This is a genomic window from Plantibacter sp. PA-3-X8 (genome assembly GCF_003856975.1).
In the GTDB taxonomy this organism is placed as follows: domain Bacteria; phylum Actinomycetota; class Actinomycetes; order Actinomycetales; family Microbacteriaceae; genus Plantibacter; species Plantibacter auratus.
The window spans coordinates 1,912,459-1,937,015 of record NZ_CP033107.1 but is presented as its reverse complement, the minus strand read 5'-3'; the positions used below and the strand labels follow the sequence as shown (position 1 = coordinate 1,937,015).

At 69.3% G+C, this 24,557-nt stretch carries 21 protein-coding genes; 6 read left to right on the top strand and 15 right to left on the bottom strand.

Going from position 1 to position 24,557, the window contains the following annotated elements:
* Position 1 precedes the first annotated feature (1 nt).
* The 5 genes from EAO79_RS09180 to EAO79_RS09160 all read right to left on the bottom strand — a co-directional run bounded on the left by EAO79_RS09180 (position 2) and on the right by EAO79_RS09160 (position 5,792).
* The gene (locus EAO79_RS09180) at positions 2 to 2,395 is read right to left on the bottom strand and encodes a hypothetical protein (protein WP_124768802.1); all 2,394 of its coding nucleotides are present in this window, start codon (positions 2,393 to 2,395) and stop codon (positions 2 to 4) included.
* On the bottom strand, positions 2,395 to 2,673 hold the full coding sequence (locus tag EAO79_RS09175) for a hypothetical protein (protein WP_124768801.1): 279 nt from the start codon (positions 2,671 to 2,673) through the stop codon (positions 2,395 to 2,397). The genes EAO79_RS09180 and EAO79_RS09175 overlap by 1 nt, the downstream gene beginning before the upstream one ends.
* Positions 2,674 to 2,805: 132 nt before the next feature.
* Positions 2,806 to 4,137, bottom strand: a complete 1,332-nt coding sequence (locus EAO79_RS09170) for an FHA domain-containing protein (protein ID WP_124768800.1) — start codon at positions 4,135 to 4,137, stop codon at positions 2,806 to 2,808.
* A gap of 129 nt (positions 4,138 to 4,266) precedes the next feature.
* Entirely contained in the window at positions 4,267 to 4,755 is a 489-nt protein-coding gene (locus EAO79_RS09165; RefSeq protein WP_124768799.1) for a DUF6121 family protein, read from the bottom strand.
* Between the two features lie 2 nt (positions 4,756 to 4,757).
* Positions 4,758 to 5,792 carry a hypothetical protein gene (locus EAO79_RS09160; RefSeq protein WP_124768798.1) on the bottom strand — a complete coding sequence of 345 codons (1,035 nt, stop codon included), beginning with the start codon at positions 5,790 to 5,792 and terminating at the stop codon, positions 4,758 to 4,760.
* 259 nt (positions 5,793 to 6,051) lie between these two features.
* On the opposite strand from EAO79_RS09160, the gene EAO79_RS09155 reads away from it, so the two are divergent.
* Positions 6,052 to 7,047 (top strand): amidase domain-containing protein, encoded by a 996-nt coding sequence (locus tag EAO79_RS09155; RefSeq protein WP_124768797.1) that lies wholly within the window; start codon positions 6,052 to 6,054, stop codon positions 7,045 to 7,047.
* Between the two features lie 109 nt (positions 7,048 to 7,156).
* Here the strand turns inward: EAO79_RS09155 and EAO79_RS09150 are convergent, their stop codons facing one another.
* The 6 genes from EAO79_RS09150 to EAO79_RS09125 all read right to left on the bottom strand — a co-directional run bounded on the left by EAO79_RS09150 (position 7,157) and on the right by EAO79_RS09125 (position 18,098).
* The gene (locus EAO79_RS09150) at positions 7,157 to 7,927 is read right to left on the bottom strand and encodes a hypothetical protein (protein WP_124768796.1); all 771 of its coding nucleotides are present in this window, start codon (positions 7,925 to 7,927) and stop codon (positions 7,157 to 7,159) included.
* Between the two features lie 172 nt (positions 7,928 to 8,099).
* Positions 8,100 to 11,981 carry a DNA-directed RNA polymerase subunit beta' gene (locus EAO79_RS09145; RefSeq protein ID WP_124768795.1) on the bottom strand — a complete coding sequence of 1,294 codons (3,882 nt, stop codon included), beginning with the start codon at positions 11,979 to 11,981 and terminating at the stop codon, positions 8,100 to 8,102.
* A gap of 45 nt (positions 11,982 to 12,026) precedes the next feature.
* Positions 12,027 to 15,518 (bottom strand): DNA-directed RNA polymerase subunit beta, encoded by a 3,492-nt coding sequence (gene rpoB / locus EAO79_RS09140; RefSeq protein ID WP_079705237.1) that lies wholly within the window; start codon positions 15,516 to 15,518, stop codon positions 12,027 to 12,029.
* Between the two features lie 236 nt (positions 15,519 to 15,754).
* Positions 15,755 to 16,621, bottom strand: a complete 867-nt coding sequence (locus EAO79_RS09135) for a biotin-dependent carboxyltransferase family protein (RefSeq protein ID WP_124768794.1) — start codon at positions 16,619 to 16,621, stop codon at positions 15,755 to 15,757.
* Complete coding sequence (locus EAO79_RS09130) at positions 16,621 to 17,316, bottom strand: allophanate hydrolase subunit 1 (protein WP_241161029.1); 696 nt, start codon at positions 17,314 to 17,316, stop codon at positions 16,621 to 16,623. The genes EAO79_RS09135 and EAO79_RS09130 overlap by 1 nt, the downstream gene beginning before the upstream one ends.
* The gene (locus EAO79_RS09125) at positions 17,310 to 18,098 is read right to left on the bottom strand and encodes a LamB/YcsF family protein (RefSeq protein ID WP_124768793.1); all 789 of its coding nucleotides are present in this window, start codon (positions 18,096 to 18,098) and stop codon (positions 17,310 to 17,312) included. The genes EAO79_RS09130 and EAO79_RS09125 overlap by 7 nt, the downstream gene beginning before the upstream one ends.
* A gap of 56 nt (positions 18,099 to 18,154) precedes the next feature.
* Here EAO79_RS09125 and EAO79_RS09120 point away from each other — a divergent pair, with 56 nt between their 5' ends.
* The 5 genes from EAO79_RS09120 (at position 18,155) to EAO79_RS09100 (ending at position 22,327) form a co-directional block, all read left to right on the top strand.
* Positions 18,155 to 19,009 carry a spermidine synthase gene (locus tag EAO79_RS09120; protein WP_071259566.1) on the top strand — a complete coding sequence of 285 codons (855 nt, stop codon included), beginning with the start codon at positions 18,155 to 18,157 and terminating at the stop codon, positions 19,007 to 19,009.
* Positions 19,010 to 19,011: 2 nt separating this feature from the next.
* Positions 19,012 to 20,244 carry a sorbosone dehydrogenase family protein gene (locus EAO79_RS09115; RefSeq protein WP_124768792.1) on the top strand — a complete coding sequence of 411 codons (1,233 nt, stop codon included), beginning with the start codon at positions 19,012 to 19,014 and terminating at the stop codon, positions 20,242 to 20,244.
* A 73-nt stretch (positions 20,245 to 20,317) separates the two neighbouring features.
* Positions 20,318 to 20,842, top strand: a complete 525-nt coding sequence (locus EAO79_RS09110) for a SprT-like domain-containing protein (RefSeq protein ID WP_079705233.1) — start codon at positions 20,318 to 20,320, stop codon at positions 20,840 to 20,842.
* The gene (locus EAO79_RS09105; protein WP_206428313.1) at positions 20,839 to 21,405 is read left to right on the top strand and encodes a DUF1697 domain-containing protein; all 567 of its coding nucleotides are present in this window, start codon (positions 20,839 to 20,841) and stop codon (positions 21,403 to 21,405) included. Before EAO79_RS09110 ends, EAO79_RS09105 begins: the two co-directional genes overlap by 4 nt.
* 100 nt (positions 21,406 to 21,505) lie before the next feature.
* Complete coding sequence (locus EAO79_RS09100) at positions 21,506 to 22,327, top strand: TspO/MBR family protein (RefSeq protein WP_124768791.1); 822 nt, start codon at positions 21,506 to 21,508, stop codon at positions 22,325 to 22,327.
* 27 nt (positions 22,328 to 22,354) lie between these two features.
* Here EAO79_RS09100 and EAO79_RS09095 read toward each other — a convergent pair whose 3' ends face one another.
* From EAO79_RS09095 to EAO79_RS09080, 4 genes are all read right to left on the bottom strand, one after another.
* The gene (locus EAO79_RS09095; protein WP_124768790.1) at positions 22,355 to 22,858 is read right to left on the bottom strand and encodes a DinB family protein; all 504 of its coding nucleotides are present in this window, start codon (positions 22,856 to 22,858) and stop codon (positions 22,355 to 22,357) included.
* Positions 22,858 to 23,160, bottom strand: a complete 303-nt coding sequence (locus EAO79_RS09090; protein WP_124768789.1) for a DUF427 domain-containing protein — start codon at positions 23,158 to 23,160, stop codon at positions 22,858 to 22,860. The genes EAO79_RS09095 and EAO79_RS09090 overlap by 1 nt, the downstream gene beginning before the upstream one ends.
* A 9-nt stretch (positions 23,161 to 23,169) precedes the next feature.
* Entirely contained in the window at positions 23,170 to 23,820 is a 651-nt protein-coding gene (locus EAO79_RS09085) for a 2-phosphosulfolactate phosphatase (RefSeq protein ID WP_241161028.1), read from the bottom strand.
* A 194-nt stretch (positions 23,821 to 24,014) separates the two neighbouring features.
* The gene (locus EAO79_RS09080) at positions 24,015 to 24,488 is read right to left on the bottom strand and encodes an EVE domain-containing protein (protein WP_124768787.1); all 474 of its coding nucleotides are present in this window, start codon (positions 24,486 to 24,488) and stop codon (positions 24,015 to 24,017) included.
* Between the last annotated feature and the right edge of the window lie 69 nt (positions 24,489 to 24,557).

Below are 24,557 nucleotides of genomic sequence, written 5' to 3'. Positions count from 1 at the left end.
ATCAACCCTCCGCATCCGCCTGATACGCGTCGAAGGCGTTCGAGGCGTTCGTGGCGATGGAGGCGAGGGTGCGGGTGCTCCCGGAAGCCGGGTCGATGATGTCGTCGAGCGCATCCCGGTTGTCCTGCACCCAGTCCCACCAGACCTCGGCGTCGTTCGTGGTCGGCGGGACGAGACCCTCCGGCGGCGAGAGCTCCATGAGCGTCTGGGCGACACCGATCTGCGTCGCACGCAGACGGGCGTCACCGCCGTCCTCGAGCTGGGTGAGCAGATCGTCGTGCGAGCCGGCCCAGGCGTCGCCGGCCGCGCCGGTCGCCGCGTCCGTCAACTGCCCGCGCACGTAGCCGATCCCCTCGCTCGCGATTTTCTCGGCGACAGCGTCACCGAGCGTCCCGACCAGCTTGTCGAGCCCCGGGATCGGGAGCATCCCGACGCCGGTCTCGACGACACCGATGGCCGACTGGACGGCCTCGTCGTGACGCGTGGCCTCGCCGAGGTCGACACCGGCCGTGCTGCCGTCGAGCACGGACTGCAGCATGGAGACACGGGTGGCCGCGTCCACAGGGCTGTACAGGCCGAGCTCCGCTGCGCCGAGGACCGTGTTCTGGTAGTCGGTGACGACGGCCTGCAACGCTTCGGCACCGCCGCCGTTGCTCCCTGCGATCCCGAGGATCCGAGCGAGCGCCTCGGGTGAGAGGTTGGCGTAGACGCGCGGATCGCCCTCGACGCCGTACGGATCGATCGACGTCGTGGGGTCGGAGGCCCCATCCGGGTTCTGGCCCACCATCGGGTGCTCGACGAGCCCCGGGATCTGCGGCGCCAGGGCGTCGACCAGCTTGACGCTCCCCAAGTCGCTGATGTTCTCACTCGTGAAGTGCGGGTTGCCAGCGACGTAGCCCTCGGCGTCCTCGGTGGCACGCGGCTCGCCGATGAGCCGCGAGATGACGTCGTGGCTGAGGGTCGACGCACGGTCCCAGGCTTCGGGGCTGTACGCGGTGCCGTCGGTCGGCCCGCCCGGGATGGACTGGGCACCGTCCCAGAGGGCGAGGACGCCCTCGAACCCGTCGAGGCCCGAGTCCCGGCGTCCGTACCAGTACTCGATCCGGTTCGCACCCAGATCGTCCGAGGCGTACGGCTCGTCCGGATACATGGGGGCGTCACGGTACGGGTCATCCTCGGTGGAGGTCAGCCAGTCCATCGCCGCCTCGGGATACTCCCCGAGGGTGCTGAAGACGCGCGAAGTCCAGTCACCGAGCCGGTTGACGTCGTACCCGGCCTGCTCGGCCTCGGCGAGACTCAGGAACCCGCCCGGGCCCATGACGCCCTGGCCCGGACCGTACAGGCCCTCGCTGGCGCCCGGGAACCCTCGTTCCATCTCGTCGGCGATGTTCGCCAGGCCGACCGTCGTCGACTCGCCGATCGGGCTGTCTTGCTCATCGCCGAAGAGGAACGCAAGGCTCGTCCAGCTGTCGGTACCGTGGACGGAGGCGGAGCCGTTGTACAGCTCCTGGGCGAACCCCTGCCCCACCCCGTCTGTCCACCGCTGCGACCCGACGGACAGACCACTCCGCACGGACTGCGCGAGGAGGAGGGCTGCACCGGCCTCCATCCAGCCGTTTGCTCCAGCGTCGTCGATCCGGCTGATGAGCGAGATGAGGTCCTCGCCGCCGAGAGCGAGGTTCATCTGCGCCATCACCGACGGGTCGTTGCCGTAGAGGGCGTACAGCGACTGGAGCTGCGTCGCCAGTTCGGATTCGAACGTGCCGTTGCCGAGCTCGGAGGCCATCTCGGCCATGCCCTGCGCGATCGCGGTCGGCGTGAGGTCGCCGGCCGAGGTGATGCCGATCGCGGCGAGAGCGGCCTGCTGCCGATCCCAGTTGTCGCCACCGGGCGAGGACAGCGCGGAGACGAGCGCGGCGTCGGCGGCTTCGCGTTCCTCGGACAGCGCGTCGAGGAGCCGCTGCGCGCTCGCGCGGTCGGAGACGGCCGTCTGGTGCACCTGATCGCGCTGGGCCTGCTCGAGTGGGCTGGGGCCGCCCTGGGGGTCCAGGTACTGCTGGTTCGCGGTGATGTTGGCCTGGAAGATCATCTCCGTGTAGGTCGCCGCACGCGACTTGATGCCGTCCACGGTCGTCGTGTACGTCGAGATCGCCGCACGAACCGCCGCCAGCTCCGGCACGACCGCGTCGATCTTCCCCATCGGCGTCGACAGGGAGGACACCCACGTGGCCGCGGCGTCGCCCGTCCAGATCGCGTCCGTGATCCCGCCCTGCGCGGCGAGCGCAACGGCGCGTGCATCGGTCAGGGCCGTCTCCGTCGTCTGGATGGTGGTCGCGGTGGTGCCGAGCGCACCCGAATCGATCCGCCCGGGATCATCTGCAGTCCAGTTCGCCATCAGCCCTGTGCCTCCTCCGCGATCGCCGCTTCCGTCTGCTGCCAGACGCTCACCGTCTCACTTGCGACCCGACCGGCCTCCACCATCGCTCCGCCGGCGAGGGAGACGTGCACGGACACCCACATCGCGAAGCTCTCCGCGGCCGTCGTCACCGCGCTGCTGCAGCTGCCGGAGAAGTCGAGGGGGACGTTCTGTGGAAGCCCGGATCCGCTGGGTGTCAGTGGCGCGGCGACGGCCAGGATCTGGTCCCCGTCGACGACGAGTGGTTGCTCGCTCATCATTCCCCTTCGTAGCCTCGGCACCGGTGGTCTGCACCGCAGTACCGGACAGTGGTCCGGCGTGTACGTCGTTCAGCGTAACCGAGCGAGGACGACGCGACGATGGGGAGCACTCCCCATGCGCGAAGTGGGTCAGCCCGCGACCACGACGCGGATCGGGAACTCCCCGATCCCGATCGTCGAACCGGCTTCGACGACGTAGGCCTCGCCTGGCTGGCACACGGTGACGGCGCCGGACGCGTCCGTGATCGTCGTGCCGTTCGTGGAGTGCAGGTCCGTCACGCGGAGCGACCGCCGACCGGGTACGACGACCGTGTGCGTCTTCGAGACGGACATGCGCGGGTCGACGAGTGCACGCAGCTCGGCGTCGGGCTGTTCCGGCCGCGCCGAGGGGTTTCGCCCGAGTAGGACCGGCCCGCTGAGCGGGATGCGCTCGCCGCCGGGGAGCTCGAGGGCGAAGTCCCCCGCACGCAGCGACGACGAGACGACCGTGGCTCCCACATCCTCCGCCTGGACCGCGACGCCGTCGGTCGGCCGGACCGGTTCGGGCGTGGCCGGTCGGGGACCCGCCGGAGCACCGGCGATCAAGCCGGGCGGGACGGTGATCTGCAGCTCCGGCGGCACCGAGGACGTCGACGCCGCGGGAGCGTGCGTGTGGGCGAGGGCCGTCGGAGGCTCACGGAACTGTGGCGGGGATGCGGGAGTTGCGGACGCTGGAGGTGCAGCGACTACCGACGCGACCCCGGGAGCCGGTTCAGACGGGCCGGCATGCGGCTCGGCCGCCGGAACCTCGGCCGCCGGAACCTCGGAAGCCTGAGCCTCAGTCCACGGCTCGGAAGCTGCTCCCGTGACCGGGGGTTCTGACACCGGAGTCGACGCGGCGGAGTTCTGGGCGGGGATCTCCGCAGGGTGCGCCTGTACCGGGGCCTGCTCCTCGACGGCCGCTGGCACCCAGCTCTGGATGGCCGGTGCCCCTGTGACCGGCGCACTCGCCGGTGCCGTCTCGGGGACGGCCGGCTCGCTTCCGGTCGACACCGCTGCGCGCGGAGCCAGGACCGTGCGGGCACCCTGCACGCGCAAGGTTGCGGACGCGCCGGGATCGGCATCGGAGACGAGCCCGGCGAGGGCCTGCAGGAAGCCGAGGAACGGCTCCTGCCCGAGCAACGAGCGCTGACGCCGACGCTTCTGGACGCCGTGCTGCATGATGAACGTCGCGGCGGCCGTTCCCCGTGCGGACGGGGCGGTCGTGATCGCGAACGCGAGCAGCGGAGCCGGATCGTCGACCGAGACGACCCGCAGGCGGATGTCCGCGCTCGTCCCACCGTCGATCGCGACGTAATGCCTGGTCTGCTGCGCATCCTCACCGGAGGCGGCGACCGCACGTTGGACGAGCGCGACGACGTCGTCAGCGGTCCCCGCGAGGTCGAGATCCAGACCGGTGTCGGTCAGGTCGGGTGATCTCATCGGTGGTTCCTCCCCAAGCGCCGTCGGCCGACGACGGCAACGGATCGATTATCGCCTACGCCGTCGCCCTCGTGGGGAGGGTCGAGCAGCGCACCGCGCGGGCGGGCCCGGGGTGGACGTCGCATCGGCTCACCGCGCGTCGTGCTCCCACGGCCAGCGCGGGGTCGGACGCCGCCCGGTCGACGACGTGGCGACGGCGGCGGCCGCGAGGACGATGACGAGCGCCAGCACACCGACGGTGACCGAGAACGGCCCGGTCAGTGTCGTCACGGCGAAGGCGGCGGCGTCCGCTCCGTCCCGGCTGGCGATCGCGTCGAACACGCCGCCGCTCACGCCGTACGCGAGCCAGGCGAGGAGCCCTGCGAGGACCGCGGAGCCGACCGAGACGCGCAGCGGGGTGCGGCGCGTCTCACGGATGATCCCCCAGAGGACCACGATCGTTGCGACCACGACCATGAGCGGACCGGTCAGTGGGCCGGCGTCCGGGTCGGTCACGACGTCGAGGTCTGCCAGCAGGCTGATGAACCCGAAGGCGCAGACGACGAGTGCCACGTAGGTGACCGCTGCGAACGGGGCGATCCACCAGGGACCGCGTTCTCCGTCCGCGTCACCGGTCATGCTCAGCGGGCGGTCGTCGGTCCGGCTTCGAGGACGCGCTCGTACTCGGCACGCGCCTCGAGGTTCGCCTCGCGCACCTTGCGGCCGCGGGCGGCGATCCAGCCACCGAACCAGACGGGGATCTCGCGGGCGACGACGAAGGCGAGGACCGGCCCGAACGTGAAGGCGACTCCGGTGACCTCGGCGAGGATCTCGTCGATGCTGAGCGTCCAAGCGCGCTCCTGGATCAGGAACCCGCCGACCCACGCGAGGAAGACGACCAGGCCGATGATGAAACCGCCGAGCACCCAGTGCACCCAGCCGGAACGGTTCACGATGGTCGCGGTCACGACCCAGGCCAGGAAGAAGCCTGCGGCGGCCATGAGGAACGGCCAGCTGGTGGCGATCTGGATGAGGTTCTCGACGAACGTACCGTCGCCTTCCAGCACCAGCTGGAGGCCCGCGACGGCCGCCGCGTAGAGGCCGGCGAAGATGATGGTGCCGAGGAGACCGATGAGGATGCCGAAGCCGCGGTTGCCGCGGACCTCCGGCTCGGAGGGTGCCTGGACGTACAGCGGGAAGGCCTGCTGCTGTTCGGTCTCGGCGGCGGTGGCGGTCTCGGTCGCGCCGGAGCGGGCGACCGGCTCGTAGGCCGCGGCGGGGTACGGGTGGGCACCGGTGTCGGCCTGCCGGGTGGCCGCCGTCGACGTCGGGGTGCCGGCGGTGTCGTCGTCGTCGAAGTCGATGTTCGAGTACGCGCGCTGCGGCGTGTGCGGCTGGTACGGACGCGTCTCGCGCACCCCGGCGTCCGAGGCCGTGTCGGCGCGGTCTGCGACCCGACGGTCGTCGACGACCGGGTCCGCGCCGACGCCGTCCGCCGTGGTGATGGTGTCCTGCTGCACGGTGTCCTCGGAGAGGATGTCCCGCTCAGCCACGGGCCGCTCGGCCGCGGGCTGCTCGGATGCGGTCGTGGGACGCGCGGAGCCAGACGCGGTCTGGGCAGCCGCCGGAGTGCTCGGGTCGGTCGGCGATCCGGGCTCGGGGTTCTGGGTGCTCATCGCGTACTCCTTCGGCGGAAGCCAGTTCAGGAGCGCCCTCACGGCACTCCGCTCGCCACGGTAGCAAGCCGGGGCACGGATGCTCGGCAACCTCGCCGGGACTCGCTCACTCCCGTCGACCCGATTCAGGTCTGATTCATATCCGGAGGAAACGGTCTCCTCAGCTCCGCGCGGTTGAGTGGGAGTTCTAACAGATCTGTCGGATCACTGCCGATCCCGCGACGCCGAGCCCCCACGGCGCATCCCCCGGAAAGGCCCCATGCCCGAGCAACTCCCCCACGCCCGTCACGCCGACGACCGTTCCCCGTTCGGTCGGCTCTCCGCTCGCTACCGCGCCCTCCCCCTGCGCGGGCGACGCGTGGTCGCCGGTACCGCTGCCGGAGCCGTCCTGCTCCTCGCCACCGCGGTGATCACCCCGATCGCGCTGCAGCACTCCGAAGCGACCGGATCCGAGCCGGCCGCGCAGGCTCTGGACGGGACGACGTCCACGGTCCCGGCCTCCACGGTCAACGCCACGGCGGTCACCGCGATCTCCGCCACGACCGGATCCGTCGCAGGCGGGAGCACCCTGACCGTGAGCGGTGTCGATGTGGACGGCGTGACCCGCGTCGTGTTCGGCGAGGAGGAAGCCCGGATCCTGTCGGCGACGAGCACCGAGGTGACCGTCGCCGTGCCGGCAGCCACCGGCTTCTCCCCCGCCGACGTCGGCATCGCCGTCTACGCGGACGATCTCCGGGTCGACGGTGATGCGCTGAGCTACAGCTACGACATCACGAGCCCCGTCGACGCGCAGATGGCCTACGTGTTCACGCACTGGAACGACTACAACCTCGCTGAATACGGCTCACTGGTCGACACCGACTGCGCGAACTTCGCCAGCCAGAGTCTGCTGGAACGCGGGTGGACGATGGACGAGGACTGGCGGGCCGAGGGGACCGGCGACGACTTCGACTTCTCGAAGGCCTGGGTCAGCTCGACGTTCTTCATGAACTACGTCGAGGAGCACCCCGAGCTCGCCACCGCCCTCGACGACACCCAGCGCGACCAGGTGAAGGTCGGCGACATCGTGCAGTTCGACTGGGACAACAGCGGCGACCGCGACCACACGGGCATCGTGTCCAAGGTCGAGACCACGGACGCCGGCACCCAGGTGTACTACGCGGGGCACACCGACGACACCGACTACCGAACCGTCGACGAGGCGATCACCGTCATCCACCCCGGCGCCTCCGTGTACTACTGGAGCATCGCCTAGCCGCCCGCTCGGTTCACAACTCAGGACGTCATCGGCATGTCGGCCCCGCTCACACTCGTTCGAGCGGGACGCGCCGGACCCGTCCTGAATTGCGAACGGGACGCCGGGGTCAGGCGGGGAAGAGCGTGGAGACGATCGCCTGGGTCCAGCCGCTGATGTTCGTGTTCGACCAGCGCGTGGCGATCCAGGTACCGTCCCGCACGAAGTGACGTTCGCCGTACGTTCCGGCGTCCTCCGAGACCTCGGTGAAGCACATCGTTCCGCCGGTCTCCTCGGAGCAGGTGAAGCCTGCCTCGTTCATCCGCGCGATCACCGACGCCTGGGTCGCAGCGTCGATGGAGAGGAGATTGGTGGTGATGCCGACGTCGCCGCCACCGCTCGCCTTCACCAGGGCACAGTTCAGACGGTCGGTGTTCGACGAGATCACGGCCACGAGGGCGCTGTCGTTCGAACCGAAGAAGTCGGTGGCGAGTTCCGGCAGTGACCATTCCGGGTTCAAGGCGAGGAAGCCGTCTGCGGTGAGTGAGTCGATGTAGTCGGCGGGGAAGAGCTGCGTGCATTCGGTCGGACGCACCGGTGCAGCAGGGGTCTCAGCGGTGTCCGTCGTGGTCGGAGCAGGAGTGGAGCCGGCGGTCGCCGTCGCACTCGGTGTACGGGTCGAGTCGGCGGCGGGGGTGCCGCCCGGGCCGACGACCAGGAGCCCGATGACGACGATGAGCGCGATCGCCAGCACGCCGGCGAGCACGCTCAAGCCGATCACGACCGGATTGCGCTTCCGCCTGGGTGCCGGAGCGCCGTAGCGGACGTCCGGCTGCACCGGGGTCGCGTCCGGCTCCAGCGGCTGGAACTGGCCGGTGGGCTGCTCGGGCTGATCACTCATCGGACCAGCATGTCGTGCAGAGACCCGCCACACAACTCACCGATGCCCGATTCGTTCGCCCATTCCGGGGCGAACGGGCATTCGCTCGCCCAGGAATGGGCGAGCGAACGACGGAGGGCCCGTCCCGATCGAGAAACGATCGGGACGGGCCCTCCGGGTGAGTCGTTCAGCCCTAGTTGTAGTTACCGGGGGTGAAGTCGTCGGAGCTGAAGCTGTCGAAGTCGACGAAGCTCAGGTCGGACTCGTTGAACGCGCCGTCCTCACCGAAGATGCGGTTCGGGTAACGCTCCGCCTTCGCCTCCTCGGTCGCCTCGACCGTCACGTTGCGGTAGCGCGCCAGGCCGGTACCGGCCGGGATGAGCTTACCGATGATGACGTTCTCCTTGAGGCCGACCAGCGGGTCGCTCTTGCCTTCCATGGCGGCCTGCGTGAGGACACGCGTGGTCTCCTGGAAGGAAGCGGCCGACAGCCACGACTCGGTCGCGAGGGACGCCTTGGTGATACCCATGACCTCCTGGCGAGCCGATGCGGTGCGACGACCCTCCGACACGGCCGAGCGGTTGAGCTCGGCGTAGCGCAGGCGGTCGACGAGCTCACCGGGCAGCAGGTCGGTGTCGCCGTGGTCGACGACGGTCACCTTCCGCAGCATCTGGCGCACGATGACCTCGATGTGCTTGTCGTGGATCGGGACACCCTGCGAGCGGTACACGCCCTGGACGCCACCGACGAGGTGCTTCTGGACCTCGCGGACGCCCTGCACGCGCAGGACCTCCTTGGGGTCGACCGCACCGACGTGGATCTTCTGACCGAGCTCGACGTGCTGTCCGTCCTCGACGAGGAGGACCGCACGCTTCAGCACCGGGTAGACGACCGGCTCGTCGCCGTTGTCGGGCGTCAGGATGACCTTACGAGCCTTGTCGTTCTCGTCGATCGTGATGCGACCGGCGGCCTCGGCGATCGGGGTCGCACCCTTGGGGGTACGAGCCTCGAACAGCTCCTGCACGCGGGGCAGACCCTGCGTGATGTCGTCCGCCGATGCCGAACCACCCGTGTGGAAGGTACGCATCGTCAGCTGGGTACCGGGCTCACCGATCGACTGGGCCGCGATGATGCCGACGGCCTCGCCGATGTCGACGAGCTTGCCCGTGGCGAGCGAGCGGCCGTAGCAGGCTGCACACACACCGACGGTCGACTCGCAGGTCAGGACCGAGCGCACCTTGATGTTCTCGACACCCGCGGAGACGAGCTTGTCGATGAGCACGTCACCGACGTCCTCGCCGGCCTCGGCGACGACCTCACCCTTCGGGTTGACCGCGGCAGCGGCCAGCGAACGGGCGAACACGGAGTTCTCCACGTTCGGGTCGCGCACGAGCTCACCCGAGCTGTCGGCGTTCGCGATCGCGAGCTCGAGACCCTTGGTCGTGCCGCAGTCGTCTTCGCGGATGATGACATCCTGCGAGACGTCGACGAGACGACGCGTGAGGTATCCCGAGTCGGCGGTACGGAGCGCCGTGTCGGCCAGACCCTTACGAGCACCGTGGGTCGCGATGAAGTACTCCGCGACCGACAGGCCCTCACGGTAGGAGGAGATGATCGGGCGAGGGATGATCTCACCCTTCGGGTTGTTCACCAGGCCTCGCATACCCGCGATGTTGCGGATCTGCAGCCAGTTACCACGAGCACCCGACGACACCATGCGGTTGATGGTGTTGTCCGCCGGGAAGTTCGCGCGCATGGCCTCGGCGACCTTCTCGGTGGCCTCCGTCCAGATCTTGATGAGCTCCTGACGACGCTCGGCATCCGTGGTCAGACCCTTGTCGAACTGGCTCTGGACCTTGGCGGCCTGCTTCTCGTAGCCCTGCACGATCTCGCGCTTGTTCGGCGGGGTCAGGACGTCGCTGAGCGCAACGGTCACACCGGAACGCGTCGCCCAGTGAAAACCGGCGTCCTTGATGTTGTCGAGCGTGGCGGCGACGACCGTCTTCGGGTACCGCTCCGCGAGGTCGTTGACGATCGAGGACAGCTTGCCCTTGTCCGCCACGTCTTCCACGTAGGGGTAGTCCGCCGGCAGCGCCTCGTTGAAGAGTGCGCGACCGAGGGTCGTCTCGACGAGTGCGACACCCCAGCCCTCGTAGCCCTCGGGACCCGTGCCCTCGGCGAACGTCACGTCGGTCAGACGGATGCGCACCTTGGCGTTGAGGTCGAGCGAGCCCTGGTCCTTCGCGAGGATGGCCTCGGCGACGGACGAGAAGGCACGGCCCTCACCCTCGACACCCTCCTTGAGGGTGGTCAGGTGGTGGAGGCCGATGATCATGTCCTGCGTGGGCAGGGTGACCGGGCGGCCGTCGGACGGCTTCAGGATGTTGTTCGACGCGAGCATCAGGATGCGCGCCTCGGCCTGGGCCTCGACGGAGAGCGGGAGGTGGACAGCCATCTGGTCACCGTCGAAGTCCGCGTTGAACGCGGCACAGACGAGCGGGTGCAGCTGGATGGCCTTGCCCTCGACGAGCTGAGGCTCGAACGCCTGGATGCCGAGACGGTGCAGCGTTGGCGCACGGTTCAGCAGCACGGGACGCTCGCGGATGATCTCCTCCAGCACGTCCCAGACCTCGGGACGGCTGCGCTCGACCATGCGCTTCGCGGCCTTGATGTTCTGAGCGTGGCTCAGGTCGATCAGGCGCTTGATGACGAACGGCTTGAAGAGCTCCAGCGCCATCTGCTTGGGCAGACCACACTGGTGCAGCTTCAGCTGCGGGCCGACGATGATGACCGAACGGCCCGAGTAGTCGACGCGCTTGCCGAGCAGGTTCTGGCGGAATCGACCCTGCTTCCCCTTCAGCATGTCGCTGAGGGACTTCAGGGCACGGTTGCCGGTACCGGTGACGGGGCGACCACGACGACCGTTGTCGAACAGTGCGTCGACGGCCTCCTGCAGCATCCGCTTCTCGTTGTTGACGATGATCTCGGGAGCCCCGAGGTCGAGCAGACGACGCAGACGGTTGTTGCGGTTGATCACACGACGGTAGAGGTCGTTGAGGTCGGAGGTCGCGAAGCGGCCACCGTCGAGCTGCACCATCGGGCGGAGCTCCGGCGGGATGACCGGGACCACGTCGAGGACCATCGCGGCCGGCGAGTTGCCGGTGATGAGGAACGAGTTAACCACGCGCAGACGCTTGATGGCGCGGATCTTCTTCTGACCCTTGCCCTCCGCGATCTGGTGGTGGAGCAGCTCGGACTCGGCCGCGAGGTCGAAGGACAGCAGGCGCTTCTTGACCGCCTCGGCACCCATGTAGGCCTCGAAGTACAGGCCGAAGCGGTCCTGCAGCTCGTGGAACACGGAGTCCTCGGGCTTGAGGTCGCCGACCTTGAGGTTGCGGAAGTCCTCCCAGACGCGCTCGAGGTGAGCGATCTGCTCGTCGTAGGACTTGCGGGTCTGGCTCATCTCCTTCTCAGCGGCGTCCTTGGTGCGACGCTTCTGCTCGCTCTTGGCGCCTTCCTCCTCGAGGGCGACGAGGTCGTCCTCGAGCTTCTTCAGGCGGTCTGCGATGCGCGAGTCGCGCTGGTCGCCGAGCGTCTTGATCTCGAGACGGAGCTCGTTCTCAAGGCCGGGCATGTCCTGGTGACGTGCGTCCTCGTCCACATCGATGACCATGTAGGCCGCGAAGTAGATGACCTTCTCGAGGTCCTTGGGCGCCATGTCCAGCAGGTAGCCGAGGCGCGAGGGGACACCCTTGAAGTACCAGATGTGCGTGACCGGGGCGGCGAGTTCGATGTGGCCCATGCGCTCACGGCGCACCGACGACTTCGTGACCTCGACACCGCAGCGCTCGCACACGATGCCCTTGAAGCGGACCCGCTTGTACTTGCCGCAGGCGCACTCCCAGTCGCGGGAAGGACCGAAGATCTGCTCACCGAACAGACCGTCCTTCTCGGGCTTGAGGGTGCGGTAGTTGATGGTCTCGGGCTTCTTGACCTCTCCGTGCGACCAGGCACGGATGTCGTCTGCGGTGGCCAGACCAATGCGAAGCTCGTCAAAAGTTGTGACGTCGAGCAATGTATCTCCTATGAAAGGTTTCGTCAGTCTCTACAGTGGTCAGGCTTAGATCTCGTCGATGGACGACGACTCGAACCTGGAGGAAATGTTGATCCCGAGCTCCTCGGCGGCGCGGAACGCGTCGTCGTCGGTGTCGCGCAGGCTCACCGCGGTGCCGTCGGCCGAGAGGACCTCGACGTTCAAGCACAGCGACTGCATCTCCTTGATGAGCACCTTGAAGCTCTCGGGGATACCCGGCTCCTGGATGTTCTCGCCCTTGACGATGGCCTCGTACACCTTGACGCGGCCGAGGATGTCGTCGGACTTGATGGTCAGGAGCTCCTGGAGCGCGTACGCGGCTCCATAGGCCTCGAGGGCCCAGACCTCCATCTCACCGAAGCGCTGTCCACCGAACTGAGCCTTACCACCGAGCGGCTGCTGCGTGATCATCGAGTACGGACCCGTCGAACGCGCGTGGATCTTGTCGTCCACGAGGTGGTGCAGCTTGAGGATGTACATGTAGCCGACCGAGACCGGTGCCGGGAACGGCTCGCCGGAGCGGCCGTCGAACAGACGGGCCTTTCCGGAGGAACCGATGAGGCGGTCGCCGTCACGGGTGACGTTGGTCGAGTCGAGCAGACCGGCGATCTCCTCCTCGGAGGCGCCGTCGAACACCGGGGTCGCGACCTTGGTGTTCGGCTCGGCCGAGTGCGCGGCAGCCGGGAGCTTCTTGGCCCAGCTGGGCTTGCCCTCGACGTTCCAGCCCTGCTTCGCGATCCACCCCAGGTGGATCTCGAGGACCTGACCGAAGTTCATTCGACCGGGGATACCGAGCGGGTTGAGGATGACGTCGACCGGCGTGCCGTCCTCGAGGAACGGCATGTCCTCGACGGGCAGGATCTTCGCGATGACACCCTTGTTGCCGTGACGGCCGGCGAGCTTGTCGCCCTCGGTGATCTTGCGCTTCTGGGCGATGTAGACGACCACACGCTGGTTGACGCCCGAGCCGAGCTCGTCGTCGCCGTCCTGTGCGTCGAACACCTTGACGGCGATGATCGTGCCGGCTTCACCGTGGGGAACCTTCAGCGAGGTGTCGCGGACTTCGCGGCTCTTCTCGTTGAAGATGGCGCGGAGCAGGCGCTCCTCGGCGGAGAGCTCGGTCTCACCCTTCGGCGTGACCTTGCCGACGAGGATGTCGCCGGGGCGGACCTCGGCACCGATGCGGATGATGCCGCGCTCGTCGAGGTCCTTGAGCAGCTCCGGGCTGACGTTCGGGAGATCACGGGTGATCTCCTCCTTGCCGAGCTTGGTGTCGCGGGCGTCGACCTCGTACTCCTCGATGTGGATCGAGGAGAGGACGTCGTCCTTCACCAGGTTCTGGCTGAGGATGATCGCGTCCTCGAAGTTGTGACCCTCCCACGTCATGAAGGCGACGAGGAGGTTCTTGCCGAGCGCGAGCTCGCCGTTCTCCGTGGCGGGGCCGTCGGCGATGACTTCGCCGGCCTCGATGCGTGCACCCTCGGAGACGATGACGCGGTTGTTGTAGCTCGTGCCCTGGTTGGAGCGGTCGAACTTGCGCAGGTAGTAGGTCTGCGTGCCACCCTCGTCGAGCTGGATGGTGACGGACTCTGCCGACACCTCCTGGACGACGCCGGCCTTGTCGGCGGTGACGACGTCACCCGCGTCGATGGCTGCGTAGCCCTCCATACCGGTACCGACGAGCGGCGAGTCCGACATGAGGAGCGGGACGGCCTGACGCTGCATGTTGGCACCCATGAGTGCGCGGTTCGCGTCGTCGTGCTCGAGGAACGGGATGAGGGAGGTCGCGACCGACACCATCTGGCGCGGGGAGACGTCCATGTAGCCGATCTCCTCGGACGGGATGAGGTCGACCTCGCCGCCCTTCTTCCGGGCGAGGACGCGGTCCTCCTGGAAGTGGCCGTCGCTCTTCAGCGGAGCGTTGGCCTGCGCGACGATGTAGTTGTCCTCTTCCATCGCGGTCAGGTAGTCGATGTCCTCGGTGACCCGGCCGTCGACGACGCGACGGTACGGGGTCTCGATGAAACCGAACGAGTTGATCCGCGCGAACGATGCGAGCGAACCGATGAGGCCGATGTTCGGGCCTTCCGGGGTCTCGATCGGGCACATGCGGCCGTAGTGCGACGGGTGGACGTCTCGCACCTCGACGCCTGCACGCTCACGCGAGAGACCACCGGGGCCGAGCGCCGAGAGGCGACGCTTGTGGGTCAGGCCCGCGAGCGGGTTGTTCTGGTCCATGAACTGCGACAGCTGCGAGGTCCCGAAGAACTCCTTGATCGCGGCGACGACGGGGCGCACGTTGATCAGGGTCTGCGGCGTGATGGCCTCGATGTCCTGCGTGGTCATGCGCTCGCGGACGACGCGCTCCATGCGGGACAGACCGGTGCGGACCTGGTTCTGGATGAGCTCGCCGACGGCGCGAATGCGACGGTTGCCGAAGTTGTCGATGTCGTCCGTGTCGAGACGGAGGTCGACGGGCTTGCCGTTGCGGACACCCGGGAGGGTGGCCGTGCCGCGGTGCAGGGCGACGAGGTACTTGATCGTGGCGACGATGTCGTCGGTCGTCAGGACGGAGTCGCTGAGCGGCTTGTCGAGACCGAGCTTGTTGTTGATCTTGTACCGGCCGACCTTCGCAAGGTCGTAGCGCTTCGAGTTGAAGTAGAAGTTGTCGAGGAGCGCACGCGCGGCCTCGGCTGCGACCTGCTCGCCCGGACGGAGCTTGCGGTAGATGTCGCGGAGCGCGTCCTCCTTGGTGAGGATCGTGTCCTTCTCGAGGGTGAGCTCGATCGACTCGTAGCCCTTGAACTCCTCGAGGATCTCCTCGCTCGTCATGCCGAGCGCCTTGAGGAACACGGTGACGGACTGCTTGCGCTTGCGGTCGATGCGGACGCCGACCTGGTCGCGCTTGTCGATCTCGAACTCGAGCCAGGCACCGCGGCTCGGGATGACGCGAGCGGAGAAGATGTCCTTGTCGGAGGTCTTCTCCTGAGCCGACTCGAAGTACACGCCCGGGCTGCGGACGAGCTGCGAGACGACGACACGCTCGGTGCCGTTGATGATGAAGGTACCGCGCTCGGTCATGAGCGGGAAGTCGCCCATGAAGACCGTCTGGGTCTTGATCTCACCGGTGAGGTGGTTCATGAACTCGGCCTCGACGTAGAGCGGGGCCGCGTAGGTCTTGCCGCGTTCCTTGCACTCGTCGATGGAGTACTTCTCGGGCTCGAGGTACGGGTTGGCGAAGGAGAGCTGCATCGTCTCGCCGAGGTCCTCGATGGGCGAGATCTCCTCGAAGATCTCGTCGAGGCCGCTCTTCGTGGGCAGGTCCTGTCGGCCGGCCTGGGTGGCTTCTTCGACGCGTGCCTTCCACACGTCGTTGCCGACCAGCCAGTCGAAGCTCTCGGTCTGCAGAGCCAGGAGGTCTGGAACCGTGAGCGTGTCGGTGATCTTCGCGAACGAGAGGCGGGATGCTCCGCGGCCGTTCTTGGGTGAGTTGGTGGTTGCGTTGCGCGCAGCAGCCAAGGGGATAACCTCCGGAGGCCTGTTGGGGGCCGAGTTACTGGTCGTCAGTGGAGTTACTCACCAGAAAGGAACATGTGGCGGGTTGGACCCGCACACCAGCCGACCGCAATATGAAGGCATAGAGATTCTGGGAGCGCAAAGAACAACTATATGCCGGAATCTGCGGCGTGTCTACTCTTTCCTTGACGAGTTTTCGACTTTCCGGTATAACCGCCGCGTCGCCCCCGGTGTTCCCGTCAACCCGCGCCGAACCGCAGGCGCTGACCGGGCCGGAGTTGCGCCAGGAGGTCGCGGTCCGCGGCGCGCACGACCGCGATGACCGGATACCCGCCGGTGACGGGGTGGTCGGCCGACAGGATCGTCGGCAGACCGCTCGGCGGCACCTGGACCGCCCCGGCGACCATGCCCTCACTCGGCAGTTCACGACCGGGATCGAGTCGCTCGAGCGGCGTCCCGTCGAGGCGGATCCCGATGCGGTCGGCGTCGGCCGTCACGCTCCACGACTGCTCGACGAGACGCTGCAGGGAGGCGGCGTCGAACCAGTCCCGGCGGGGTCCCGGCGAGACCCGTATGAGCCGCTCCCCGGGGTCGGGCCGCGTCCAGGGGGCGATGTCGAGCGGAGGGACGCGGCGGCGCGGGGTGGGGAGGACGACGAGTCGATCGCCGCCGACGACCGGTGCCGGGCCGAGGCCGGCCAGGGTGTCTGTCGACCGCGAGCCGAGCAGTTCCGGACCGTCGAAGCCGCCCCGGACCGCGAGGACGTACCGCAGCCCGTGCGTCGCCGCACCGAGTTCGAGCCGGGAACCGGCCGCCACGCGGACGGCGTGGTGTCCGTCGACCGCTCGGCCGTCGACGGTGATCGCACCCCACGCGCCGGTCACGGCGATCCAGAGGTCGACGTCGGGGACGGCGACGAACGGGCCCAGGACGACCTCGAGCGCCGCACGGCCCTCCGGGTTGCCGACGAGACGGTTGGCGAGGCGCAGGGCACCGCGGTCGAGCGCGCCGGACGGGCTGACCCCGAGGGCCGCGGCACCCGGTCGACCCAGGTCCTGCACGGTGGTCGCCGGTCCAGCAGCCTCCACGAGCAGCGTTCCGCCCATCACGCGCGGACCTGTGCGAACCGAACCCGACCGCCGGGGACGAGGAGGGCTGGTGGATCCGCTGCGTCGTCCCACAGCACGGCGTCCGTCGTCCCGATGATGCGCCACCCGCCCGGGGAGGCTCGCGGGTAGACGCCGCTGAACGTCCCGGCGAGCGCCACCGAACCGGCGGGGACGGTCGTCCGCGGCACGCTCAGACGCGGGATCTCGAGCGGCGGGCCGATCGTCTCGTCCTCCCGCTCCGGCACGAGGTAGGCGAACCCCGGCGCGAAGCCGCTGAAGGCGACGGTCCACGCTCGACCGGTGTGCCAGGCGATGAGACCGTCGGCGTCCATGCCGAGCAGCGCCGCGGTCTCAGCGAGGTCCTGGCCGTCGTAGCGGACCTGGATGACGGTGTCCGACCGTCTCCCCGCCTCGTCGACAGCGCCGGTCGAGCTTCCCACGCCGGGCGCGAGCACCCGTTCCCCGGTCGCGAGCAACCAGGCCCCCACCGCGGCGAGCGCCGGGCCCCGCGCGTCCGTCACGGCGAGCACGGTCCGGGCTGCCGGGACGAGGTCGACCAACCCCGCCGGGCGTGAAGCGGCGAGCGCCCGGTGCACGAGCAGGACGTCCTCGAGCGATGCGAGTTCGAGGAGTACGGCCTCCTTCCCCATCGCTCGGAGCACGGGTCCGGTGGAGGTGTCCGCGGTCACCACGGCGCGACCAGTTCGACGCCGGCGTCCAGCAGGGCGGCTCTGACCGCCGTGGCGAGCAACACGGCCCCCGGGGTGTCGCCGTGCACGCAGAGCGAGACCGCGTCGAGTTCCACGTCGGCACCGTCGACGCTGGTGATGCGTCGGTCGAGAGCGAGGGAGACGGCCCGGCGGACGGCCACCGTCTCATCGGTGACCAATGCCCCGGGCGCGTCGCGCGGGACGAGCGAACCGTCGGAGCGGTAGCCGCGGTCGACGAAGGCCTCCGCGACGAAGCGGAGTCCGGCGGCGAGGAGCTCCTGTTCGATCACGGAGCCGGGCATCCCGAGGACGGGAAGTGACCGCCCGAGCTCCTCGGAGGCCGTGACCACCGCTCGGACGACCGCCCGCGCCTGGACCCGGTCGTGTGCGACCCGGTTGTAGAGGGCACCGTGCGGCTTCACGTAGGCGAGCCGTGCGCCGACCCCGTCGGCCTCGCCGACCTCGTCGACCGCTCGCTGCAGGGCGCGGAGCTGCTCCAGGACCTCGGCCTCGAGCACCTCGGCCGGTACGTCCTGGTCGCGGCGCCCGAAGCCCGCCTCGTCCCGGTAGGACGGATGGGCGCCCAGCGACACCCCGTGGGCCGTCGAGCGGCGGACGGCGTCGCGCATGGACGCGTCGTCCCCGGCGTGGAAGCCGCAAGCGACGTTCGCGCTCGTGATCAGGGCGAACATGGCGTCGTCGTCGGCGGTCGGCACACCGCGCCAGACCTCGCCGAGGTCGCTGTTGAGGTCCACCTGCGCCACGGCCGCTCCCCTTCCGCTCCGCCTCCCGCCACTGCGGGAAAGTCTAGGGTGGGGGTATGGACGAGGCACAGGTACGACTCGGCGTCAGCGGATACCTGGCCAGGATCGAGGCCGACCGCTTCGTGCCGGGCACCTATCAGCTGGTGGTCGACGGCACGCCGCAGTCGCACGTCAACCTCGATCAGCCCGAGGAGCTCTTCTTCGAGTACATCCAGCGGATCGGTCACATCATCGACGAGATCGCCGACCCCGGTCAGCCGATCACGGCGGTGCACCTCGGTGCCGGCGCGCTCACCCTCCCCCGCTACGTGGAGGCGACGAGGCCGGGCTCGCGGCAGCAGGTCGTCGAACTCGAGCGCGAACTCATCGATCTCGTGCGCGAGCACCTCCCCTGGTCGAAGCGCGCCCAGATCCGCGTCCGCTACGGCGACGCCCGCGAGATCGTGGCGAAGCTACCGCCCGGCCTCCGCGGCACCGTCGACCTCGTCGTCGTCGACATCTTCAGCGGCGCCAACACGCCGGCCCATGTCACGAGCACGGAGTTCTACGCCTCGGCGGTCGAGCTGCTGTCGCCGACCGGCGTCATCGTCGTGAACGTCGCCGACGGCCGCGGGCTCGCGTTCGCCCGCGGACAGGCCGCGACGCTCGCCGACTCCGTGTCGCACGTCGCCGCCCTCGCGGAGACGCAGATCCTCAAGGGCCGTCGCTTCGGCAACGTCGTCCTCGTCGGTTCGAACACCGCCCTCCCACTCGACTTCCTGCCGAGGCTCCTCGCGGCCGGACCCCACCCCGCCAAGGCGGTGGCGGGCGCCGAGCTGCGCGCCTTCATCGCGGGGGCACAGGTCGTCACGGACACGACCGCCGTCCCCTCCCCGAACCCCGCCCAGGGCATCTTCCAGACGAAGGGCTGACCATGGCCACCACGCAGACGCCGCGACGACGGGGCCTGCGTGCGCCCGCCACGCTCACCACCCTGCTCGCCGCCACCGCCCTGGCGCTCGTGGCCTGCACCGACGGGGAGCCACGATCACCGGGTACGGCCTCCCTTTCACCTTCCCCCGCGCCGAGCGCGTCCGCGTCGACGCCTACATCCGCGGTCCCCGCCGGACCGGTCGCCCCGACCGGTGAGGCCACCACGGTCGTCGGCGGCCTCGACGCGCCCTGGTCGATGGTCCGACTCGCCTCGGGCAGCACGCTGGTGAGCCAGCGCGACGCGGGCGACGTCCTCGAGGTCGTCAGCGGCGGCGCGGTGCGGCAGGTCGGCGTGGTCCCCGGGGTGGCCGCGGGAGGCGAGGGCGGGCTGCTCGGCCTCGCCGTCCTCACGCCGGCGGGATCGGAGCCCGCGGGAACCTGGCTCTACGCCTACCTGACGACGTCGTCCGACAACCGCATCGTGCGGTTCCCGCTCACGGGAGCGGCCGGGTCGTACGCGCTGGGCGACGTCGAGGAGGTCCTCGTCGGCATCCCCCGGGCCGGGAACCACAACGGCGGACGCATCGCGTTCGGACCGGACGGCATGCTCTACGCCACCGCGGGCGACGCCGGCGACCGCAGCCTGGCTCAGGACGTGGACAGCCTCGGCGGGAAGATCCTGCGGCTCACACCCGACGGTGCGGTGCCAGGTGACAACCCGTTCCCGGGGTCGCCCGTCTACTCCCTCGGTCATCGCAACCCGCAGGGCATCGCGTGGGATCACGACGGCGGCCTGTGGGCGAGCGAGTTCGGGCAGAACACCTGGGACGAGCTCAACCGGATCACCCCCGGCGGCAACTACGGCTGGCCGGTCGCCGAGGGCGTCGCAGGAGCCCAGGGCATGATCGACCCGGTCGCGCAGTGGGCCACGGAGGACGCGAGCCCGAGCGGTCTCGCGATCATCGACGACACGATCTTCATGGCCTCGCTCCGCGGCGAGCGCCTGTACGGCATCACCGACGGCGTGCACGTGCCGGCGGGGAGCAGCGCGCTCGTGGGCGTGATCGACGCGGTGCCCTACCTCGTCGGCGAGTTCGGACGGATCCGCGACGTCGTGGCCGGCCCGCCGGGGACCGCCTGGATCCTCACGAACAACACCGACGGCCGCGGTTCGCCCGGGTCCCAGGACGACCGGATCGTCGAACTCCCCCTCGCCCCGCTCGCGGCCCGCTGAGGACTCACCGCCACACCTGTGGGTCATCCCGCTCCTGCGGTCCGGTGTCGGTCGCCGGGAGTACCATCCAGGCATGGCAGAACTCAGTCGGGTCACGGCGTGGGCACAGGCGCTCATCGTGCTGCACCTCGACCCGACGGTCTGGACCTTCGGCTTCGACAACGCCAAGCGACGCGCCGGCCTGTGCAACTTCACGACGAAGCGGATCACCGTCTCGCGCTATCTCGCGGCACGCTACGACGACGACGAGATCCACCAGATCCTGCTCCACGAGGTCGCGCACGCCCTCGCCGGGGCGCGCGCCGGGCACGGACCCAAGTGGCGCAAGGTCGCCGAGGAGATCGGCTACGAGGGCTCGCGGCTCCACGAGGGCCAGACGGCCGACGAACTCGCCCCGTGGGTCGGCACCTGCCCCTCGGGCCATGTCCTCTACCGGCACCGGCGCCCGAGCCGGGCGACCTCCTGCGGCAAGTGCTCGCGCTCGTGGGACGAACGCTTCCTCCTCAGCTGGGTGCACCGGGAGGTCACGCCGGCCATGCGGCGTCGGGCGGCCGCGTTCGACGGCTCCACCTCGCCTGAGCCGGGCATCGGGTCATGACCGGCGGCGCGGTTCCCGCCGGCAGCTGGATCGCACTCCTGCGCGGGATCAACGTCGGCGGCGTCACGATCCGCTCCGCCGACCTCGCCGAGGTGTTCCGATCGGCCGGGTTCTCGGGAGTCCGCACCGTCCTCGCGAGCGGCAACGTCGTCTTCGACGACCCCGAGCACCAGCCTGGCGAGACCGCGGACGATGCACGTGGTGCGCTGAAACGGCGCATCGAGCGGTCGCTCGCGGAGGCCTTCGGCTACGAGGCGTGGATCGTGCTCACGCATCAGCGCGCACTCGCCGACGTCATCGAGGCCTACCCTTGGCCGGAGGCCGAGCAGGTCCAGCCGTACGTCATGTTCTCCTCCGAGCAGGGCTCACTCGACGCCCTCCTCGCGTTCTCGGCGGCAGCCGGGGAGCAGCCCGACCGCGTCGCATCCGGCGACGGCGTCCTCTACTGGGAGGTCCCGAAGGGGTCGAGCACCGACACCCCCTTCGCGAAGGAGTCCTCGAAGGCCCGGTTCAAGCCGCACGTCACCACACGCAACCTGCGGACGCTGCGCAAGCTCCTCTGAGCAGGCTGTTCCGCGGCACCGGCGCAAGCCCCTGCGAGGTGCTCCACGGTGGCGTACGCTGAATTGATCAGCTAGCTGCACAATTCTGGAGGCATGCGTCATGACCGGCACCGATTCACCCACCACCGCGGACCGCGTCCGGCAGATCGCCGTCGCCGTCAGCGCGGTCCTCGCGATCATCGGCTCCTACATCGGGTCAGGAGCCGCCGGGGGCACGCAGGTCCAGAACGCGGCGAACGGCGCGTTGAGCGCCTCGTCGACGCCGATCGCACCGGACGGGCCCGCGTTCTCCATCTGGAGCATCATCTACCTCGGGCTCGTCGCCTATGCGGTCTGGCAGTTCCTGCCTTCGCAGACGACCCGTGAGCGCCACCGTCGTCTCGGCTACTGGGTCGTGGCGAGCCTGCTGCTGAACGCGGCGTGGATCCTCGTGGTGCAGGCGGGCTTCCTGATCCTGAGCGTGTTCGTGATCATCGCCCTCCTCGGTGTCCTGGCCCGCATCTTCGTGATCGTGCTCCGGACCAAGCCGTCCAGCGTGGTCGACGCGATCATCACGGACGGCACGATGGGCCTCTACCTCGGGTGGGTGTGTGTCGCGACGGCGGCGAACATCACCGCTGCGCTCGTCGGATCCGGGATCGGGAGCGCGGACGGTCCGGCCGCCGGTGTCTGGGCGATCATCGTCCTCGCGGTCGCCGGAGCGGTCGGGATCCTGCTCGCGGTCGTCGGTCGTGGACGGATCGCCCCCATGCTGTCGCTCTGCTGGGGGCTCGCGTGGGTGGCCGTGGGCCGCTTCACCGGCGAACTGCTGTCGACCGAAGCCGGGGTCACGGCGCTGGTCGTCGCGGTCGTGGTGGCCGTCGTCACCGTGGCCGTCCGCGTCTCGCGGGGACGCGACCGCGCAGCGATCGTGCGCGCCTGACGCTCCGCACGCTCGACGGCCTCGGCGCTACTCGCCGGTGCGGCCGTCGAGCTGTTCGCGGAGGACGTCGATGTGCCCGAGGTGCCGGGCCGTCTCCTCGATCATGTGGAGCTCGATCCACCGCAGCGTGAACCGCTGGTCGTTGCCGAGGCAGACATCGTCGAGCTGATACCGCGAGGCCACGTCGCGGGACTCCGCACAGGCCGCCTCGTAGTCCGCGATGATCTCGGCCAGGCTGTCGTCGGCCGTGACGCGCCATTCGCCGTCGGGGTCGTCGTCGGTCCACCGCGCCGGGACGTCCGATTGCCCGTCCATGTCCTCGCGGAACCAGCTGCGCTCGACATCGGCGAGGTGTCGGATGACGCCCGAGACGGTCGTGATGCTCGGCAACAGTCGCTTGGCCGCGAGCTCGTCGGTGAGTCCGCGTGCCTTCCAGACGATGCTGGCGCGCTGCAGATCGAGGAAGCCCTCGATCGTCTCGCGCTCGCCCCCGCGCTCAGGCGGCTGCGGGCGGTCGCCCCAGTCGGCCATCAGTCGACGACCTCGACCTCGTTCCCGAAGGCGACGTAGCCGGAGAAGTCCTTGCCGACCCGGTCGAACGCGGTCGGATACGGGGTCGGGTACGACCAGGCCACATCGGGCTTGACCTCGCCGCCGTCGGTGATGCCCCAGTACTGGGCGTCGCCCTTCCACGGGCAGTGGTACTGGGTGTCGGTCTCGACGAAGCGCTCGCGGTTGAGGCTCGACGGCGGGAAGTACCAGTTGCCCTCGATCTTGATGAGCTCCGATTCGGGGGCTTCGGCGAGGACGGTGGTTCCGAGGAGTGCGCGCATGCGCTGAGACTACGCCCGGAACACGGCTCCGTCCAGGACCGGGACGACGCTTGACACGTCGACCTCGCGTGCCGCCTGGACGTGCTGTGTGGCACCCGCCTGCGCGAGCTGCTGGGCGGTGGCGGACGCGGACAGCAGGTGCCCGACGCCGTTGCGCAGGCCCTCGTACGCGGCGGCAGCGGCGGCGGCCTCCGGTGAGGTGAAGTCGATACCGCGGAGTCCCAGCGCCTCGATCACGGCACCGGCCCCGAAGAGGTCCTCGACGGCGAACCGGGTCTCGGCCGTGTCGTCGAGTTCGCCGACCGCGATGACGACGATGCTCGTACGCCGTCCGAGCTCGGCCTGCTTCGCGATGATCCAGTCCGCGACCGCCGACCGGTTGCGCAGGCACCCGGCGACGACCGTCGCACCCGCGTCGGCGAGGAGCGTGGCGATCTGCGCCGTCTCACCGCGGTCGTCCAGCTCGGCGACGGCGACGGCCTCCCCGCCGCTCACGCGCTGCTCCACGGAGGTCGTCGCGTGGAGCACGTCCACGACGACCGCGACGTCCGCCGCCTCGACCCGCCCGGCTCCTGCGACGCCCCAGTCGAACCTGACCTGGTACTTGGTCTGGGCGAACGGCGGGTGGACGGGCGGCGGTGTGGCGGCTGCGATACTCACCCGTTCATCGTATCCAGGCGCACCCACCCACCCCACGAGTGTTGCGTCCGAAGACCTCCGTGGGGGTGGTCGCCAGCGCGGTGCGCTGACGCGAGCGCGGGTCATCGGACGTGAGCGCGGGCCTCCGGAGGGGCGCGCTCACGCGCCAGACCCGCGGTGACGCCAGCGCACCGCGCTGGCGCACGGGCAAGGGTTCAGCGGGAGGCGGTGGGGAAACGACGGTCGTCGGGGTGGGGCGGGCGCATCTCGTTGCGGATGAGCTCGAAGTCGTGACGACTGAGCTCGAGGAACCCCCGGCGGAGCTGGACACCCCAGTTCCGGGTGAAGCTCGTGAAGTCGAGGAGCGCGAGCATCGGACGGATGGGCGCCTCGACCGCGTCCGCGTACCAGTCGACACTCCGCCGCCAGGGCCGCCAATCGGCACCGTCCGGTCGCGGCACGGCCGCTTGGTAGACGGTGTCGTCGGAGACCCGCCCGATCGCGGTGAACGCCTTGAGCGGCTCGCCGTCCGGGGTGCTGACCCGCGGCGAGTAGTACACGAAGCCGTCGGACTCGCGCATCTGGTCGAGACCGCCGCGCTGCCCGTGGTTGATCTGCACGAAGCCGTGACGGACACCGAGGACGACGTGATCCCGCTGGATCACGCCCAGCCAGTACCGGATCGCCATAGGCACAGTCTTCCCTACCGGCGCACCCCCTGCAGCCGCCGAGCCGCACATGCGACACTGAGGCATGCG

What these genes read in the sequence shown, in the direction of transcription:
- EAO79_RS09160 (WP_124768798.1), bottom strand. Translation starts at nt 5,792, where the DNA reads ATGAGCACCCAGAACCCCGAGCCCGGATCGCCGACCGACCCGAGCACT.
- EAO79_RS09090 (WP_124768789.1), bottom strand. Translation starts at nt 23,160, where the DNA reads ATGCGCGCACTCCTCGGAACCACCGTCCTCGCCGAAGCCCCCGAATCG.
- EAO79_RS09080 (WP_124768787.1), bottom strand. Translation starts at nt 24,488, where the DNA reads ATGGCGATCCGGTACTGGCTGGGCGTGATCCAGCGGGATCACGTCGTC.
- EAO79_RS09100 (WP_124768791.1), top strand. Translation starts at nt 21,506, where the DNA reads ATGACCGGCACCGATTCACCCACCACCGCGGACCGCGTCCGGCAGATC.
- EAO79_RS09095 (WP_124768790.1), bottom strand. Translation starts at nt 22,858, where the DNA reads ATGGCCGACTGGGGCGACCGCCCGCAGCCGCCTGAGCGCGGGGGCGAG.
- EAO79_RS09110 (WP_079705233.1), top strand. Translation starts at nt 20,318, where the DNA reads ATGGCAGAACTCAGTCGGGTCACGGCGTGGGCACAGGCGCTCATCGTG.
- EAO79_RS09105 (WP_206428313.1), top strand. Translation starts at nt 20,839, where the DNA reads ATGACCGGCGGCGCGGTTCCCGCCGGCAGCTGGATCGCACTCCTGCGC.
- EAO79_RS09150 (WP_124768796.1), bottom strand. Translation starts at nt 7,927, where the DNA reads ATGAGTGATCAGCCCGAGCAGCCCACCGGCCAGTTCCAGCCGCTGGAG.
- EAO79_RS09115 (WP_124768792.1), top strand. Translation starts at nt 19,012, where the DNA reads ATGGCCACCACGCAGACGCCGCGACGACGGGGCCTGCGTGCGCCCGCC.
- EAO79_RS09165 (WP_124768799.1), bottom strand. Translation starts at nt 4,755, where the DNA reads ATGACCGGTGACGCGGACGGAGAACGCGGTCCCTGGTGGATCGCCCCG.
- EAO79_RS09155 (WP_124768797.1), top strand. Translation starts at nt 6,052, where the DNA reads ATGCCCGAGCAACTCCCCCACGCCCGTCACGCCGACGACCGTTCCCCG.
- EAO79_RS09180 (WP_124768802.1), bottom strand. Translation starts at nt 2,395, where the DNA reads ATGGCGAACTGGACTGCAGATGATCCCGGGCGGATCGATTCGGGTGCG.
- EAO79_RS09120 (WP_071259566.1), top strand. Translation starts at nt 18,155, where the DNA reads ATGGACGAGGCACAGGTACGACTCGGCGTCAGCGGATACCTGGCCAGG.
- EAO79_RS09170 (WP_124768800.1), bottom strand. Translation starts at nt 4,137, where the DNA reads ATGAGATCACCCGACCTGACCGACACCGGTCTGGATCTCGACCTCGCG.
- EAO79_RS09135 (WP_124768794.1), bottom strand. Translation starts at nt 16,621, where the DNA reads ATGGGCGGAACGCTGCTCGTGGAGGCTGCTGGACCGGCGACCACCGTG.
- EAO79_RS09175 (WP_124768801.1), bottom strand. Translation starts at nt 2,673, where the DNA reads ATGAGCGAGCAACCACTCGTCGTCGACGGGGACCAGATCCTGGCCGTC.